12 protein-coding genes are annotated in these 17,867 nt (G+C 66.9%); 8 read left to right on the top strand and 4 right to left on the bottom strand.

The genetic code is table 11. The annotated features are described in order from the left end of the window. Window positions 1–144: 144 nt before the first annotated feature. Entirely contained in the window at window positions 145–1,434 is a 1,290-nt protein-coding gene (gbcA, locus tag HMPREF1224_RS28220; RefSeq protein WP_003096766.1) for a glycine-betaine demethylase subunit GbcA, read from the bottom strand. 424 nt (window positions 1,435–1,858) lie between these two features. Here gbcA and gbcB point away from each other — a divergent pair, with 424 nt between their 5' ends. Further along, entirely contained in the window at window positions 1,859–2,959 is a 1,101-nt protein-coding gene (gene gbcB / locus HMPREF1224_RS28215) for a glycine-betaine demethylase subunit GbcB (RefSeq protein ID WP_003096769.1), read from the top strand. Here the strand turns inward: gbcB and HMPREF1224_RS28210 are convergent. The 3 genes from HMPREF1224_RS28210 to HMPREF1224_RS28200 form a co-directional block, all read right to left on the bottom strand. After that, window positions 2,953–5,382 carry a hypothetical protein gene (locus HMPREF1224_RS28210; protein WP_031628467.1) on the bottom strand — a complete coding sequence of 810 codons (2,430 nt, stop codon included), beginning with the start codon at window positions 5,380–5,382 and terminating at the stop codon, window positions 2,953–2,955. The genes gbcB and HMPREF1224_RS28210 overlap by 7 nt on opposite strands. Window positions 5,383–6,794: 1,412 nt before the next feature. Further along, on the bottom strand, window positions 6,795–7,835 hold the full coding sequence (locus HMPREF1224_RS28205; RefSeq protein ID WP_003105702.1) for a threonine aldolase family protein: 1,041 nt from the start codon (window positions 7,833–7,835) through the stop codon (window positions 6,795–6,797). A gap of 80 nt (window positions 7,836–7,915) precedes the next feature. Continuing rightward, a complete protein-coding gene (locus HMPREF1224_RS28200) occupies window positions 7,916–8,557 on the bottom strand; it encodes a hypothetical protein (RefSeq protein WP_003105700.1) in 642 nt (213 codons plus the stop codon). 215 nt (window positions 8,558–8,772) lie between these two features. On the opposite strand from HMPREF1224_RS28200, the gene glyA reads away from it, so the two are divergent. The 7 genes from glyA (at window position 8,773) to fdhA (ending at window position 17,832) form a co-directional block, all read left to right on the top strand. Then, window positions 8,773–10,026 (top strand): serine hydroxymethyltransferase, encoded by a 1,254-nt coding sequence (glyA, locus tag HMPREF1224_RS28195; RefSeq protein WP_003117183.1) that lies wholly within the window; start codon window positions 8,773–8,775, stop codon window positions 10,024–10,026. An 85-nt stretch (window positions 10,027–10,111) separates the two neighbouring features. Continuing rightward, entirely contained in the window at window positions 10,112–11,362 is a 1,251-nt protein-coding gene (locus HMPREF1224_RS28190; RefSeq protein ID WP_003096779.1) for a sarcosine oxidase subunit beta, read from the top strand. 93 nt (window positions 11,363–11,455) lie between these two features. Further along, window positions 11,456–11,776, top strand: a complete 321-nt coding sequence (locus tag HMPREF1224_RS28185) for a sarcosine oxidase subunit delta (RefSeq protein ID WP_003096781.1) — start codon at window positions 11,456–11,458, stop codon at window positions 11,774–11,776. Continuing rightward, window positions 11,773–14,790: a sarcosine oxidase subunit alpha gene (locus HMPREF1224_RS28180; RefSeq protein WP_010793630.1), complete on the top strand. Its 3,018-nt coding sequence runs from the start codon at window positions 11,773–11,775 to the stop codon at window positions 14,788–14,790. Before HMPREF1224_RS28185 ends, HMPREF1224_RS28180 begins: the two co-directional genes overlap by 4 nt. A gap of 93 nt (window positions 14,791–14,883) precedes the next feature. Further along, window positions 14,884–15,519 carry a sarcosine oxidase subunit gamma family protein gene (gene soxG, locus HMPREF1224_RS28175; RefSeq protein ID WP_010793629.1) on the top strand — a complete coding sequence of 212 codons (636 nt, stop codon included), beginning with the start codon at window positions 14,884–14,886 and terminating at the stop codon, window positions 15,517–15,519. A gap of 49 nt (window positions 15,520–15,568) precedes the next feature. Beyond that, entirely contained in the window at window positions 15,569–16,426 is an 858-nt protein-coding gene (locus HMPREF1224_RS28170; RefSeq protein WP_003096786.1) for a formyltetrahydrofolate deformylase, read from the top strand. Window positions 16,427–16,632: 206 nt separating this feature from the next. Further along, window positions 16,633–17,832 carry a formaldehyde dehydrogenase, glutathione-independent gene (gene fdhA / locus HMPREF1224_RS28165; RefSeq protein ID WP_003096788.1) on the top strand — a complete coding sequence of 400 codons (1,200 nt, stop codon included), beginning with the start codon at window positions 16,633–16,635 and terminating at the stop codon, window positions 17,830–17,832. Window positions 17,833–17,867: the final 35 nt, after the last annotated feature.

Genomic DNA, 17,867 nt, shown 5'->3' with positions numbered 1-17,867 from the left:
TCTCCGGCGGCCGCTGGCGGCGCCAGCAGGCGAACAGGTTCCAGGCCAGCAGCAGGCTGACGAAAGCGGAACTGACGTAGAACAGCAGGTTGTCCATGACCTTTCCTCCGCAGCGGCGCCCCGCCAGGGGGCGCCTCGTCCGGCTCAGCTGCCGGCCACCTTGCGCACGTGGGCGGACTCCTCGCCGAGGTTGTTCAGCATGCGCTCGCTGTACCAGTCGAGGAAATTGATCACACCGAACTCGTAGGTCTTCGAGTATGGACCAGGCTGGTAGGCGTCGGAGTTGATCCCGCGCTGGTTCTCCTCGGCCAGCCGACGATCCTGGTCGTTGGTCGCGTCCCATACCTCGCGCAGGCGCGCCACGTCGTAGTCGACGCCTTCCACCGCGTCCTTGTGCACCAGCCATTTGGTGGTGACCAGGGTTTCCTGGGCGCTGATCGGCCACACGGTGAAGACGATCAGGTGGTCGCCCATGCAGTGGTTCCAGGAGTGCGGCAGGTGCAGGATGCGCATCGAGCCGAGGTCGGGGTTCTTGATCCGGCCCATGAGCTTCTTGCTGCCTTGCTTGCCGTCCATGGTCATCGACACCGTGCCGTCCAGCAGCGGCATGCGCACGATGCGATTGCGCAGGCCGAAGCTGGCATGGGCGTACGGGATCTTCTCGGCGTCCCAGGCGCTGGTGCAGGCCGCCACCTGGTCCTTGAACGCCTGGCTGGCGCGCGGGTCGGTGACGTCGTCCCACTCCAGCAGGGTCTTCAGCAGTTCCGGGTGGGAGCCGTTGCAGTGGTAGCACTCGCGGTTGTTCTCGATCACCAGCTTCCAGTTGGCGGCTTCGCGGATGGTGGTCTGCACCGCCACCTTGGCGTTCTCCATGTCGTACGGCTCCATGTAGTGCTCGAGCGTCGCCAGGAAGTCGTCGATGGCCGGCGGGTTCTCCGCCAGGCTGATGAAGATGTAGCCGCCGGCGGTCTTCACCTGGATCGGCTTCAGGCCGTACTCCTTCATGTCGAAGTCGGCGCCCATCTCGGTGCCGGCGAACAGCAGGCGGCCATCCAGCTCGTAGGTCCACTGGTGGTAGGGGCAGACCAGCTTGGCCACCTTGCCTTTCTCGCTCACGCACAGGCGCGAGCCGCGGTGCCGGCAGACATTGTGGAAGGCATGCACCTGGCCTTCGGCGCCACGGATCACCAGGACCGGGTTCTTGCCGATCTGCAGGGTGAGGAAATTGCCCTTGGCGGGAATCTCGCAGGTCATGCCGGCGATCAGCCATTCCTTGTGGAAGATCTCCTGCATGTCGATCTCGAACAGGCGCTGGTCGCAGTAGAAGGGCTGCGGCAGCGAGAAGCTGTGGTCGCGGCTGCGCAGCATGTCGGCGGTGGCCTTGCGGGCCGGTTCCAGGGGATCGCCGAGACTCAGGGTGGAAGTGACGTCCATCGGTAACTCCTCATGCCGCCCCCGCGCGGGTGGCGGCGGAAAAAGTGGCTGATACGGTTGCTACGCAAGGTGGCGTTCACAGCCTTCCTCATCCCGGCGCGGCGTCCGGAATCCCGCCCTGCCGATGGACGGGCCCCGCCGTGGCGGGAATGAAGGTCAGTCGCTCTACACGTCCGGGCTCTACCCTCCCGGGGTTCATGCAAACCCTCGTCTCGGCTGGTCTGGAGTGTGGGCCCGCGCCCGCCGCCGACCTTATCCATGGGCGACATGACCGCATCCGTTTCCGACGCTCCGGGCCGCGTCCCAGCAGGCAGGTCGCGATAAGCATGTAAATGTCGCTGGCAGGTAAATGAGCGGCCACGGCGATGCGCACAATCCGCCCCATCAGGCCATCGTTCGGCCCCGTGCGCACGGAGAGATCATCATGTCGAGCAACTTCCTCAATCCGGTCACCACCCAGACCTGGGCCAACGGCCGGCACCTCGTGCGCTGCGTCAAGGTCATCCAGGAAACCTGGGACGTGCGCACCTTCTGCTTCATGGCCGACCAGCCGATCCTGTTCTTCTTCAAGCCGGGCCAGTTCGTCACCCTGGAGCTGGAGATCGACGGCGAGCCGGTGATGCGCTCCTACACCATCTCCAGCTCGCCCTCGGTGCCCTACAGCTTCTCCATCACCATCAAGCGGGTGCCGGGCGGGCGGGTTTCCAACTGGCTGCACGACAACCTCAAGGAAGGCCAGGAGCTACCGGTGCACGGTCCGGTCGGCCTGTTCAACGCCATCGACTTCCCGGCCGACAAGGTGCTGTTCCTCTCCGGCGGGGTCGGCATCACTCCGGTAATGTCCATGGCGCGCTGGTTCTTCGACACCAACGCCAACGTCGACATGGTCTTCGTCCACAGCGCCCGTTCGCCGAAGGACATCATCTACCACCGCGAGCTGGAGCACATGGCCTCGCGGATCGACAACTTCAGCCTGCACATCATCTGCGAGCGCCACGGCCTCGGCGAAGCCTGGGCCGGCTACCGTGGCTACCTGAACCTGCGCATGCTGGAACTGATCGCCCCGGACTTCCTCGAGCGGGAAATCTTCTGCTGCGGCCCGACGCCCTATATGAGCGCGGTGAAGCACCTGCTGCAGGGCCACGGCTACGACATGAGCCGCTACCACGAGGAAGCCTTCGGGCCGACTCCGCCGGAGGTCCGCGCCGACGTCAGGGAACTGGCCGCGGAAGCCGCCGAGGCGCCGGAGGTACCGGTCGCCGACCAGCACCAGGTGGAATTCACCGCCACCGGCAAGAGCATCCGCGTCAGCCCCGGGGAAACCGTGCACGCCGCCGCCGCCAAGCTCGGCCTGCACATTCCGAAGGCCTGCGGGATGGGCATATGCGGCACCTGCAAGGTAATGAAGACCGCCGGCGAGGTGGAGATGGAGCACAACGGCGGGATCACCGACGAGGATGTCGCCGAAGGCTACATCCTCTCCTGCTGCAGCGTGCCCAAGGGCGACGTGGTCATCGACTACTGAGGGCGCGAGGGAAACGCCAGGCGCTCCCAGTAGCGCCGCCGCGGCAGTTCCTCGGCCGGCAGCCAGCGTCCGGCGCAGGCCTGCAGCGGCTCGGCGGGAGCCTTCAGCAGCGAGTCCAGGGCCAGCACGTAGCGCCCCGTCCCCGCGCAGCGGAAGCACAGGTCGTCGTCGAAGCTGTCGAAGCACGGGTACTCGCCGAGGTCGTCGCGGTAGCGACGCAACGTCCGCTCTTGCACGTCGAGCAGCAGCAGGCGCCACTGGTCCCGTTCCAGGTCGCTTTCCTCGTAGCGCTGGACGTGCCGGGTCAGCGCCAGGTAGCGACCGTCCGCCGACCAGATCATTGGCGCCGCCAGGTTGCCCAAGCCGATGCCCGACGCGGTCAGCAGGTAGCCGTCGCGGCTGAACCCGGCGCGCACGTCCTCGTCGCGGTGCATGCCCTCGTAGTGGAAACCGAAGCCCCAGGCGGCGTCTTCCGCGCCCACCGACGGCAAGACGAAGTCGCCGTCGCTCCAGGGCCGCGGCGCTGCGTCCAGCCAGCGCGACGTGGGGCACAGCCGCCAGGCCGTGCCATCGAACGCCACCCGCGCCTGCTCGTAGTAATGCCGCCAGTCGTCGTGGAAGCGGCCGAATGCGTGCCAGGCGCCGGGCTCGGGCAAGCCTTCGTCGAAGCGGCGCAACAGGCCGGGGTCGCCTTCGCCCGGCCCGCCCGGCGGCTGGTAGGCGTTGCGGCCGAGCAGGTGGAGCAAATGCACCTGGCCATCGATGAAACCTTGCAGGTGTAGATCGGCCAGCGGCTCGGCGAGCCACTCCAGGCGCCGCTCCCGGCTATCGAGTATGGCCAGGCGCTGCGGCAGGGTCGGCGCCTCGGCGAAGGCCACCACGGCCAGGTAGCGACCGCAATCGGACACGCGGTGGTCGAGCGTCCACTCGCCATCCAGGCGCCAGTCGCCCAGGCGCAAGGCATAGGCGCCGCGCTCCGCCTCCTGATCGTCGCGCAACCACTCCCAGACGGCCCGGCTGCCATCGGCCAGCGGTGCGCTCTGCAACAGGCATCCCGGCCTGCCGGCCGCGCCATCCAGCGGCAGCAACAGGTCCAGGCGCGGCATGTCGGCCTCACGCCAGCGCGGCCGGTCGTCCGCATCGCGAGCGTGCAGAAGGTAGAGGCTGGAATGGCTGTACGAACCCAGCGTGCCGTAGCGTTCGTAGGTCAGGCAGGGTTGCGCCAGGTCCAGGCCGAAACGCAGCCAGCCATCCTCCAGCCCGAGCAGTTCGGGCCCGCCGGCATGGGGCTCGGCGGGCAACGCCGACCACGGCGCGCCCAGCGCACGCAGGCCGCCGTCCTCTCGCCAAAGCCAGTAGGTATCCTGCCCCAGCGGCTCGCCTGCAGCCTGCAGCGCCAGCGCCCGGCCGTCATCGCTCCAAGCCAATGGCGGCGCTTCACGGGACAGGTAGAGGCCGCTGGCCTCGCCGTTTATCCACAGCTCGCCGCGGTTGGCGCGCAGCGGCGCGAAAGGATCGTCCAGGGCCAGCAGGCTGGCCGGCAGCCAGGGGCGGATTTCCAGCGCGGGCCCGCCAAGCGGGGACGGTAGCGGTTGCGCGCGCAGATCCCTGCTCCAGCGCTGCCATTCGCTCTCGGGCAGCCAGAGGTCGCCGATGGCAACGAAGGCCTCGGCCTCGCTGCCGGCCTTGAGCGCCTGCAGCTCGAGGCGCTGCGGTGCGTTGGACGTCAGCGGACTGTGCCGCCCGATCACCTCGCGCTCGGTGACGCTGTCCAGCTCCCAGAAGTTGTCCACGGCACAGCGGTAGAGCAACCGCTCCTGCCGGTCGAAGATCGCCAGGCCCCACGCGCCTCGGCTCGGTATCGGCGAAACGAAGTGGCGGCCATCGCTGGAAAAGCGTGCCGAAGGATTGCAGTCGGGGATGAAACAGCCGTCGGGCATCAGGTAGTGGCATACCAGCGGGCCGCCCATGGCGATCTCGCCGCCGTCGAACAGGCGGATCGCCTCGCCCTCGGGGGTCCGCTCGGGCGCTTCGCCGCCCCATGCGCTACCTCCGGCCGGCAGGGGTGCGTCCAGCGCTTGCGGAGCCTGGCGCTCCAGGCGCAGGCCGCGCTCGAAGCGGATCTGCAACAGCACGCCGCCGATCACCGCCAGCAAGCCACCGCCCAGTCCCAGCCAGAAGCCCGGCAGTGCCTGGCCCAGGGCGATGCCGCCACCCAGAACCCAGAAGAACAGCGCCTGTTGCAGGCGATACGGCACCTTGCCGCGCCAACGATCCGTGGCCCACTCGGCGCCCAGCAGCAGCACCCAACCCAGCGCTACCAGCGGCAACGGAAGGAGGACGCCAAGGGCCACCAGCACGGCGATCCAGGCGATCTCGCCGAGGCCTTCGAGCAACAAGCGGCCGAGCGGCTTGTCTGACATCCGATCATCCATGATCCATCCCACTTTCCTGGCAAAAGCCAAGGGTAATCAAGGCTCCGGCCAACCACCAGAGCCACGGCGAAGCTGACCTTCTCATACTGGAAAACACCAGGGCGCCAAGGTTGTCCACATTCGGACTGGAATTCCATACAGGTGTTTCTTCGCCGCCTGGATGTCCGCCATGTGTTCACTCAAGCATTTGAAATAAAAGATAAATTCTACAAATTCAAGTGCATTTCAGGGCCGGCTATTCAGCCCGTCCCTGCCTCCGGGAAGCCCTTTCCAGGCTAGGTTGATCACAGACTTATCCACAAGTTGTGCAATCCATCGCCTCCTCTATGTCCTGCGGGTCCAGAAACAACATACCGACAATACCTCCTCCGTGGCGCGAGGGCTCCGCAAGCCCATCCGGCTTTCCTTCCGGGTAAATCGCACTTCGCCGCACGCTCGGCCTGGCCGCACTCTCCTGCTCATTTAACGATCAATACGCCAGAGACCCCGCCGTACGGCCCCCCCAAGCGTGAGCGAACAACTTTTCCACAGGGCTTTACACTTCCCGTGGGGAAAAACAAAAAAATATTCACAGCATGAAGAAAAATCTCTGCTTTCTCAGGCAGTCCGGCTCTTCCCATGCGCACCGATCGTTTATTGATCAATCCACCGCAGGCTTAGCCCTATGCGGCTTCTGGCGCTATCCATACAGGTTGTCCACAAGACTTTCCAGGCCTTTTGTGGGCAACCCTGCATTTATACACAAGCTCCCTAAAGCAAGCCCGCCACCTGTTGACAGAACATCCGGTCAATTCTTGATCAATTCCCTGAAAGGCTCGCCCCACCGGGCTCTCCGCACTCTATAAACAGGCTCTTCACATCGACCTCAACAGGAATTGGGGGAAATTCCCCTCGGCGATTGCTTCCATTGTCCCAGCGACTTCGGAACGGAAGAATTTTGTCTTTTTCCTCAAGCCGTTACGTCCACGCAGGGTGTTTTCGACTTTTGCGCCCACTTCGCTCCCCGTCTTTTCTATCCACAGGCTTGCATGGGCCCGGAGGGGACAATACCCGTCACCGTTTCGTCAGCGCGTTTCACCCGAACCGTCATCCTCTGTTCACAAACGGCTGTTTTCGCTCAAAAACCGACCAGCCTCCGGAGAGCCCGGCGGGGCGCTGCCCGGAAGCGACTGCGAACACGTTATTCACATTCGGTTCCACAGTGTTTGTGGATTGGACAGGTTATCCCGCCACTGGAGTGGAGCCGCGTGGATAAAGGCTTTCGGCGTCTCGGGCGGAGACAGGAAGGACGTTCCAGGGAGCACTTTTGCATAGCTCCCGAACAGTTAGCCCACAGAGTTATCCACAGAATTTGGGGAAAGAGCGGCCGCCCCGCGCCATGGGGGCGACCGAGAGCGGACTCAGGCGCCCATCACCAGGCGGATGTCCCGCGCCAGTTCGCGGACCCGCTCGATATCGGTATCCCAGGAACACATGAAACGCGCGCCACCTTCACCGATGAAGGTGTAGAAGCGCCAGCCGCGCGCGCGCAAGGCTTCGATCGCCGGCTCGGAAAGCTGCAGGAACACGCCGTTGGCTTCTACCGGGAACATCAGGCTGACGCCGGGAACGTCGGCCACCAGCTCGGCCAGCAGGCGCGCGCAGCGGTTGGCGTGATCGGCGTAGCGCAGCCAGGCATCGTCCTGCAGTACGCCGACCCAGGGCGCGGCGAGGAAGCGCATCTTCGAGGCCAGTTGGCCGGCCTGCTTGCAGCGGTAGTCGAAGTCCTCGGCCAGGTCGCGGTTGAAGAACAGGATCGCCTCGCCCACCGCCATGCCGTTCTTGGTGCCGCCGAAGCAGAGCACGTCGACCCCGGCCTTCCAGCTGAGCTCCGCCGGCGAGCAGCCGAGGAAGGCGCAGGCGTTGGAGAAGCGCGCGCCGTCCATGTGCAGGTGCAGGCCGAGCTCCTTGCAGGTGGCGCTGATCGCCTTCAGCTCGTCCGGGCGGTACACCGTGCCGACCTCGGTGGCCTGGGTGAGAGTCACCACGCGCGGCTTCGGATAGTGGATATCCTGGCGCTTGAGAGCGATGTCGCGGATCGACGCCGGGGTCAGCTTGCCGACCTCGGTCTGCGCCAGCAGCAGCTTGGAGCCATTGGAGAAGAACTCCGGCGCGCCGCACTCGTCGGTCTCGACGTGGGCGGTCTCCGAGCAGATCACGCTGTGGTAGCTCTGGCACAGCGCAGCCAGGGCCAGGGAGTTGGCGGCGGTGCCGTTGAAGGCGAAGAACACTTCGCAATCGGTCTCGAACAACTGGCGGAAGTAGTCCGAAGCACGCGCGGTCCACTGGTCGTCGCCATAGGCGCGTTCGTGGCCGCGGTTGGCTTCGGCCATCGCCGCCCAGGCTTCGGGGCAGATGCCGGAATAGTTGTCGCTGGCGAACTGTTGGGTGTGATCGGTCATGTGGGCCTCTGGAACGGTTGCCGAGCCCTTGTGGGGCTCCATGCGGTCGTGCCGGCACGGGTACGTGCCGGCACAGTCTGTCAGGGTAGCTTGGTCAGCTTCATCTGCTCGACGAACGGCACCAGCACCTGGCGCATCGCCGTGGCGCTGCCGCCATTGGGCGTGTCGCGGGTGCTGAGGGTCAGTACGTAGCGGTTCTTGATCACTCCGCTGAGGGTCGAGACGCCCTCCTCGCCCTTGGCCGGGACCATCACTCCCAGCGGGTCGCCCATCCGCGTGGTATCGATCAGCGGCAGGTAGTCCTCGCCGCCGAAGCGCTCGGCGGTGCCGTTCTTAAGGGCGGTCTCGCGGGTCTTGTGGAGCAGGGTCAGGTTGGTCTGGGTCATCTCGCGCAGCTTGTCCTGCGCCGCCCGATAGGACACCGCGTCGCCCTCGGTCGGCGGCGCCGGCAGGCCGGTGTCGGTGAGGACGATCTCCAGGCGCTTGCTGCCGTCGGCGGCGCCGAAGACCACGGTGGCATCGTTGTAGCCGCACTGGCGGGAGAGGAAGTCGTAGCCGAACAGTGGCTTGCCGGCCGGCGGCAAGGCCACTTCGAGTTCATGGCCGGTGCAGGAATCGGCCGGCAGCGCAGGCGCGGCGGCCTGCTTTTCATCGCCGCCCCCGCACCCTTGCAGGGATGCGCCGAGCAGCACGGCGGAAAGGAAGATCAGCGGGCGTTTCATGGTGTTCTCGCAAGACGAAGAGCACGCAGTTTAGCGCCAGCCCGGGGCGTTCCGCATCGGTTGCCGAATCCCACCGCCATGTCGCAAACGCACCTCCCCGTGGCGTGCATAGGCATCTGGGCCGGCAGGGCCGGTCATACCATCGCTGGCAAAGGGACCGCGTGTCCCGTTGCAGCCATTCCGGCGCGGTTCCGGCGCCGCAGGGAGACCCAGCGATGTTCAGCAAGCATGACCAGATCCGCGGCTACGACGACGAACTGCTCGCCGCGATGGACGCCGAAGAGGCCCGCCAGGAAGACCATCTCGAACTGATCGCCTCGGAGAACTACACCAGCAAGCGGGTCATGCAGGCGCAGGGCAGCGGCCTGACCAACAAATATGCCGAGGGCTATCCGGGCAAGCGCTACTACGGCGGCTGCGAACACGTCGACAAGGTCGAGCAGTTGGCCATCGACCGCGCCAGGCAGCTGTTCGGCGCCGACTACGCCAACGTCCAGCCGCATTCCGGTTCCTCGGCCAACGCCGCGGTGTACCTGGCGCTGCTCAACGCCGGCGACACCATCCTCGGCATGAGCCTGGCCCACGGCGGCCATCTCACCCACGGCGCCAAGGTGTCCTCCTCCGGCAAGCTGTACAACGCCGTGCAGTACGGCCTGGACACCGCTACCGGGCTGATCGACTACGACGAAGTCGAGCGCCTGGCCGTGGAGCATAAGCCGAAGATGATCGTCGCCGGCTTCTCCGCCTACTCCAAGACCCTCGACTTCCCGCGCTTCCGCGCCATCGCCGACAAGGTCGGCGCGCTGCTGTTCGTCGACATGGCCCACGTCGCCGGGCTGGTCGCCGCCGGCCTCTACCCGAACCCGATCCCCTTCGCCGACGTGGTCACCACCACCACCCACAAGACCCTGCGCGGCCCGCGCGGCGGCCTGATCCTGGCGCGCGCCAACGAGGAGATCGAGAAGAAGCTCAATTCCGCGGTATTCCCCGGCGCCCAGGGCGGCCCGCTGATGCACGTGATCGCGGCCAAGGCGGTGTGCTTCAAGGAAGCGCTGGAGCCGGGCTTCAAGGACTACCAGGCGCAGGTGATCCGCAACGCCAAGGCGATGGCCGAGGTGTTCATCGGGCGCGGCTACGACGTGGTTTCCGGTGGCACCGACAACCACCTGATGCTGATCAGCCTGGTGCGCCAGGGCCTGACCGGCAAGGAAGCCGACGCCGCCCTCGGCCGGGTCGGCATCACGGTGAACAAGAACGCCGTGCCGAACGATCCGCAGAGCCCGTTCGTCACCTCCGGCATCCGCATCGGCACCCCGGCCATCACCACCCGCGGGCTGCAGGAAGCGCAGAGCCGCGAACTGGCCGGCTGGATCTGCGACATCCTCGACCACCTCGGCGATGCCGACGTGGAAGCCAAGGTCGCCACCCAGGTCGCCGGTCTCTGCGCGGACTTCCCGGTCTATCGCTGAGCCCCCCGAAGACGGTCGGGGAGCCCGACGCGCCCCGGCCCAACCCTCTCCGCGGGAGAGGGAGCAACAGTTCAGGAGCATCCACATGCAACGCTACTCCGGCTTCGGCCTGTTAAAGCATTCACTGAGCCATCACGAGAACTGGCAACGCATGTGGCGCACGCCCACGCCGAAGCCGGTCTACGACGTGGTCATCGTCGGCGGCGGCGGGCACGGCCTGGCCACCGCCTACTACCTGGCCAAGGAACACGGCATCAGCAACGTGGCGGTAGTCGAGAAAGGTTGGCTGGGCGGCGGCAACACCGCGCGCAACACCACCATCGTGCGCTCCAACTACCTGTGGGACGAGTCCGCGCTGCTCTACGAACACGCGATGAAGCTGTGGGAGGGCCTGTCCCAGGACCTCAACTACAACGTGATGTTCTCCCAGCGCGGGGTCTACAACCTCTGCCACACCCTCCAGGACATGCGCGACGGCGAGCGCCGGGTCAGCGCCAACCGCCTCAACGGCGTCGACGGCGAATTGTTGAACGCGCAGCAGGTGGCGGAGGAGATTCCCTACCTGGACTGCAGCAAGAACACCCGCTACCCGATCATGGGCGCGACCATCCAGCGTCGCGGCGGCGTCGCCCGCCATGACGCGGTGGCCTGGGGCTTCGCCCGTGCCGCCGATGCCCTCGGCGTGGACCTGATCCAGCAGACCGAAGTCACCGGCTTCCGCAAGCAGGACGGCGCGGTGATCGGCGTCGAGACCAACCGCGGCTTCATCGGCGCGCGCCGTGTCGGAGTGGTCACCGCCGGCAACTCCGGGCACATGGCCAGGCTCGCCGGCTTCCGCCTGCCGCTGGAGTCGCACCCGTTGCAGGCGCTGGTCTCCGAGCCGCTGAAGCCGATCATCGACAGCGTGATCATGTCCAACGCCGTGCATGGCTACATCAGCCAGTCGGACAAGGGCGACCTGGTCATCGGCGCCGGCATCGACGGCTACAACGGCTACGGCCAGCGCGGCTCTTACCCGGTGATCGAGCACACCCTGCAAGCCATCGTCGAGATGTTCCCGGTGCTCTCGCGGGTACGCATGAACCGCCAGTGGGGCGGCATCGTCGACACCACCCCGGACGCCTGCCCGATCATCGGCAAGACTCCGGTGCAGAACCTGTTCTTCAACTGCGGCTGGGGCACCGGCGGCTTCAAGGCCACTCCCGGCTCCGGAAACGTCTTCGCCGCCACCCTGGCCAAGGGCGAACCGCATCCGCTGGCCGCGCCCTTCTCCATCGAACGCTTCCACAGCGGTGCGCTGATCGACGAGCACGGCGCGGCGGCAGTGGCGCACTGACAAAAGCCGCCCGAAGGGCGAAATCCGCTGCCCCTCGCCCTTCAGGGAGAGGGTGCCGGTCAACCGGCAAGAACAGTTTCCGGAGGCTACAAAATGCTGAATATCTTCTGCCCCCACTGCGGCGAACTGCGTTCCGAAGAGGAATTCCACGCCAAGGGTCAGGCCCACATCCCGCGCCCGCTCGACCCGAACGCCTGCAGCGACGAGGAATGGGGCGACTACATGTTCTTCCGCGACAACCCGCGCGGCCTCCATCACGAGCTGTGGGTGCACGCCGCCGGCTGCCGCAAGTACTTCAACGTCACCCGCCATACGGTGACCTACGAGATCCTCGAGACCTACCTGATCGGCGAGCAGCCCAGCGTCGTCGCCGACGGTGAGAAGAAACCCGCCGTACAAGGGGAACCGGCATGAGCCAGATCAATCGCCTGTCCAGCGGCGGCCGCATCGACCGCAACCGCCCGCTGACCTTCAGCTTCAACGGCCAGCACTACCAGGGCTATGCCGGCGACACCCTGGCCGCCGCGCTGCTGGCCAACGGCGTCGACATCGTCGGCCGCAGCTTCAAGTACTCGCGGGCGCGCGGCATCGTCGCCGCCGGCGCCGAGGAGCCCAACGCGATCCTGCAGATCGGCTCCCGCGAAGCCACCCAGATCCCCAACGTACGCGCCACCCAGCAGGCCCTCTACGGCGGCCTGGTGGCCACCAGTACCAACGGCTGGCCGAACGTGCAGAACGACCTGATGGGAATCTTCGGCAAGGTCGGCGGCAAGCTGATGCCGCCTGGTTTCTACTACAAGACCTTCATGTACCCGCAGTCGATGTGGATGACCTACGAGAAGTACATCCGCAAGGCCGCCGGCCTGGGCCGCGCGCCGACCGAGGTCGATCCGGACAGCTACGACTGGATGAACCACCACTGCGACGTGCTGGTGGTCGGCGGCGGCCCGGCCGGCCTGGCCGCCGCCCTCGCCGCCGCTCGCAGCGGCGCGCGGGTGATTCTCGCCGACGAGCAGGAAGAGTTCGGCGGCAGCCTGCTGGACACCCGCGAGACCCTCGACGGCAAGCCCGCCGCCGAGTGGGTCGCGGACGCCGTGGCCGAGCTGCAAGGCCTGCCGGAAGTCATCCTGCTACCGCGCTCCACGGTCAACGGCTACCACGACCACAACTTCCTCACCATCCACGAGCGGCGCACCGACCACCTCGGCGAGGTCGCCCCGCTCGGCCAGGTCCGCCAGCGCGTGCACCGCGTACGCGCCAAGCGCGTGGTACTGGCCGCCGGCGCCCATGAGCGGCCGCTGGTCTACGGCAACAACGACCTGCCCGGCAACATGCTCGCCGGCGCGGTTTCCACCTATGTACGGCGCTACGGCGTGGCACCGGGCAAGAAACTGGTGCTGGCCACCAACAACGACTACGCCTACCGCGTCGCCCTCGACTGGCAGGAAGCCGGCCTGCAAGTGGTGGCCATCGCCGACGCCCGGGCCAATCCGCGCGGCGAGTGGGTCGAGGAAGCACGCCAACGCGGTATGCGGGTGATCACTGGCAGTTCGGTGATCGAGGCTCGCGGCGGCAAGCGGGTCAGCGGCGCCAAGGTCGCCCGGATCGACCTGCAGGCCATGCGCGCCAGCGGCGGCGAATGGCTGGACTGCGACCTGATCGCCAGCTCCGGCGGCTACAGCCCGGTCGTGCACCTGGCCTCGCACCTGGGCGGCAAGCCGGAATGGCGCGAGGAAATCCTCGCCTTCGTCCCCGGCGAAGGCCTGCAGAAGCGCATCTGCGCCGGCGCCGTGAACGGCGTGTTCGGGCTCGCCGAGGTGCTCGCCGACGGCTACCAGGCCGGGAGTCGCGCCGCCCTCGACGCCGGCTACAAGACCGCCGCCGGCAGCCTGCCGAAGGTCCAGCCGCGCCGCGAGGAAGCGTCAGTCGCGCTGTTCCAGGTGCCCCACGAGAAGCCCACGGCACGCGCACCGAAGCAGTTCGTCGATCCGCAGAACGACGTCACCGCCGCCGCCATCGAACTGGCCTGCCGCGAGGGCTTCGAGTCCATCGAGCACGTCAAGCGCTACACCGCGCTGGGCTTCGGCACCGACCAGGGCAAGCTGGGCAACATCAACGGCCTGGCGATCGCCGCGCGGGCCCAGGGCAAGAGCATCGCCGACACCGGCACCACCATGTTCCGTCCGAACTACACCCCGGTGACCTTCGGCGCCGTCGCCGGCCGCCACTGCGGGCACCTGTTCGAACCGGTGCGCTTCACCGCCCTGCACGCCTGGCACGTGAAGAACGGCGCCGAGTTCGAAGACGTCGGCCAGTGGAAGCGGCCGTGGTACTTCCCGCGCCGCGGCGAGGACATGCACGCCGCCGTGGCCCGCGAATGCCGCGCGGTGCGCGAGGCGGTCGGCCTGCTCGACGCCTCGACCCTGGGCAAGATCGACATCCAGGGCCCGGACGCGCGGGAGTTCCTCAACCGGGTCTACACCAACGCCTGGACCAAGCTCGACGTCGGCAAGGCGCGCTACGGCCTGATGTGCAAGGAAGACGGGATGGTCTTCGACGACGGCGTGACCGCCTGCCTGGCCGACAACCACTTCGTCATGACCACCACCACCGGCGGCGCCGCCCGCGTACTGGAGTGGCTGGAGCTGTACCACCAGACCGAATGGCCGGAGCTGAAGGTGTACTTCACCTCGGTCACCGACCACTACGCGACCCTCACCCTGTCCGGCCCGAACAGCCGCAAGCTGCTCGCCGAAGTCACCGACATCGACCTGGACAAGGATGCCTTCCCCTTCATGACCTGGAAGGAAGGCAAGGTCGCCGGGGTGCCGGCGCGGGTGTTCCGCATCTCCTTCACCGGCGAGCTGAGCTACGAGGTGAACGTCCAGGCCGACTACGCCATGGGCGTGCTCGAAGCGCTCGCCGAGCACGGCACGAAGTACGGCCTGACGCCCTACGGCACCGAGACCATGCACGTCCTGCGCGCCGAGAAGGGCTTCATCATCGTCGGCCAGGACACCGATGCCTCGGTCACCCCGGACGATCTCAACATGGGCTGGGCGGTGGGCCGCAGCAAGCCGTTCTCCTGGATCGGCTGGCGCGGCATGAACCGCGCCGACTGCCTGCGCGAGGATCGCAAGCAACTGGTCGGACTCAGGCCGAGCAACCCGCAGGAGGTACTGCCCGAAGGCGCGCAACTGGTGTTCGACACCCAGCAGGCGATCCCGATGAAGATGGTCGGCCACGTCACCTCCAGCTACATGAGCGCCAGCCTCGGCCACGGCTTCGCCCTGGCGGTGGTGAAAGGCGGCCTCAAGCGCATGGGCCAGAAGGTCTACGCGCCGCTGGCGGACGGCCGCTTCATCGAGGCGGAGATCTGCTCCTCGGTGTTCTACGACCCCAAAGGGGAGCGGCAGAACGTGGATTGACCGGAGAGGGATGCGCTCCTCTCCCCGGCCCTCTTCCCGAAGGGAGAAGGCAGACAGGCTACCAGGGCGCGCGGCGCCCCAAGGTGAAAACGAATGAGCAAGGCAAACGTCTACCAGCAACGCCCCGAACCCGGCGTCCACGCCGAATCGCCGCTGCACCATGCCGAGCTGCACAAGCTCGCCGGCAAGACCGCCGCGAAGGCCGGTATCGTCCTGCGCGAGAAGAAGCTGCTAGGCCACCTGGTGCTGCGCGGCGATGCCGCCGACCCGGCCTTCGCCGCCGCCGTGCACCAGGCCCTCGGCCTGGAACTGCCGGTGGCCCTGACCCTGGTCGCCAGCGGCGAGACCTCGATGCAATGGCTGGCCCCGGACGAATGGTTGCTGATCGTCCCCGGCGGCGAGGAATACGCCGTCGAACAGCGCCTGCGCCAGGCCCTGGGCGAGGAGCTGCACTACGCGGTGGTCAACGTCAGCGGCGGGCAGACGCTGCTCGAACTGAGCGGAGCGAACGTCCGCGAACTGCTGATGAAATCCACCAGCTACGACGTGCATCCGAGCAACTTCCCGGTGGGCAAGGCGGTCGGCAGCATCTTCGCCAAGTCGCAATGCGTGATCCGCCATACCGGCGAGGACACCTGGGAGCTGGTCGTGCGCCGCAGCTTCGCCGACTACTTCTGGCTCTGGTTGCAGGACGCCAGCGCCGAATACGGCCTGCAGGTAGCGGCATGAGCAGCCTTCCCCTCTCCCCGAGAGGGGATACCGGACCCGGAGCCTCGCGATGAGCCGTACCCCCGACACCTGGATCCTCACCGCCGACAGTCCCAGCCTGCTGGGCACCGTCGACGTGGTGACGCGCTACCTCTTCGAGCAGCGCTGCTACGTCACCGAGCACCACTCGTTCGACGACCGCCTGGCGCAACGCTTCTTCATCCGCGTGGAGTTCCGCGCCGGCGACGGCTTCGACGAAGCCTCCTTCCGCGCCGGACTGGCCGAACGGGTGGCACCGTTCGGCATGCGTACCGAGCTGACCGCGCCGGGCTACCGCAGCCAGGTGGCGATCATGGTTTCCAAGGCCGACCACTGCCTGAACGACCTGCTCTACCGCCAGCGCATCGGCCAGTTGCCGATGGACGTGGTGGCGGTGATTTCCAATCACCCGGACCTGGAGCCGCTGGCGCGCTGGCACGGCATTCCCTACCACCACTTCCCGCTCGACCCGAACGACAAGCCGGCCCAGGAAGCCAGGGTCTGGCAGGTGCTCGAAGAGAGTGGCGCCGAGCTGGTGATCCTCGCTCGCTACATGCAGGTGCTGTCGCCGGAACTGTGCCGGCGCCTGGACGGCTGGGCGATCAACATCCATCACTCCCTGCTGCCCGGCTTCAAGGGCGCCAAGCCGTACCACCAGGCCTACCAGAAGGGCGTGAAGCTGGTCGGCGCCACCGCCCACTACATCAACAACGACCTCGACGAAGGGCCGATCATCGCCCAGGGCGTCGAGACGGTCGACCACGCCCACTACCCCGAGGACCTGATCGCCAAGGGCCGCGACATCGAGTGCCTGACCCTGGCGCGGGCGGTGGGCTACCACATCGAGCGGAGGGTATTCCTCAACGCCAATCGGACCGTGGTGCTGTAAGCGCGCCCTCTCTTCCCAACCCTCGCTGAAGGAAGAGGGCCAGGGAGAGGGGCGCTTCCCACGGCCTCGCGACCCGAGCAACACCGACAGCCCGCCGGCTGCCAGCATTCTCCGGCCCTGTCGCGCAACAGACGACTTTCCAGTGCAAAGCCGCGCGGCCGTGGACGCCGCGCATTTGTACCCACAACGACAAAGAGGAAACGCGTATGTCTGGCAATCGTGGTGTGGTCTATCTCGGCCCGGGCAAGGTCGAGGTGCAGAACATTCCCTATCCGAAGATGCAGGACCCGCAGGGCCGGCAGATCGACCACGGGGTGATCCTGCGGGTGGTCTCCACCAACATCTGCGGCTCCGACCAGCACATGGTGCGCGGCCGCACCACCGCGCCGGAAGGCCTGGTGCTGGGCCACGAGATCACCGGCGAGGTGGTGGAGATCGGGCGTGGCGTGGAAACCATGAAGATCGGCGACCTGGTCTCGGTACCGTTCAACGTCGCCTGCGGCCATTGCCGTACCTGCAAGGAACAGCACACCGGCGTCTGCCTGACGGTCAATCCGGCGCGGGCCGGCGGCGCCTACGGCTACGTCGACATGGGTGGCTGGGTCGGCGGCCAGGCCGAATACGTGCTGGTGCCCTACGCCGACTTCAACCTGCTGAAACTGCCCAACCGCGAAGCGGCGATGGAGAAGATCCGCGACCTGACCTGCCTTTCGGACATCCTCCCCACCGGCTACCACGGCGCGGTCACCGCCGGCGTCGGCCCGGGCAGCACGGTCTACATCGCCGGCGCCGGTCCGGTCGGCCTGGCCGCGGCGGCCTCGGCACGCCTGCTCGGCGCGGCGGTGGTGATCGTCGGCGACGTCAACCCGACCCGCCTGGCCCACGCCAAGAAACAGGGCTTCGAGATCGCCGACCTGTCCAAGGACACCCCGCTGCACGAACAGATCGCCGCTCTGCTGGGCGAGCCGGAGGTCGACTGCGCGGTCGATGCGGTCGGTTTCGAGGCGCGCGGCCACGGCCATTCGGGCTCGCAGCAGGAAGCCCCGGCCACCGTGCTCAACTCGCTGATGGGCATCACCCGGGTCGCCGGCAAGATCGGCATTCCCGGCCTGTACGTCACCGAAGACCCGGGCGCGGTGGACGCGGCCGCCAAGCACGGCGCCCTGAGCATCCGCTTCGGCCTGGGCTGGGCCAAGTCGCACAGCTTCCATACCGGCCAGACCCCGGTGATGAAGTACAACCGCCAGCTGATGCAGGCGATCATGTGGGACCGGATCAAGATCGCCGACATCGTCGGGGTGGAAGTCATCACCCTCGACGATGCGCCGAAAGGCTATGGCGAGTTCGACGCCGGGGTGCCGAAGAAATTCGTCATCGACCCACACAACCTGTTCCGCGCGGCCTGAACCTCCGGCAACAACCGACGCGGCCCACGGGCCGC

The sequence above is a fragment of the Pseudomonas sp. P179 genome, from assembly GCF_000478485.2.
GTDB classification, from domain to species: Bacteria; Pseudomonadota; Gammaproteobacteria; order Pseudomonadales; family Pseudomonadaceae; genus Pseudomonas; species Pseudomonas aeruginosa.
The sequence above is the reverse complement of the archived record's forward strand: the minus strand, read 5'-3'. Positions and strand labels throughout refer to the sequence as shown.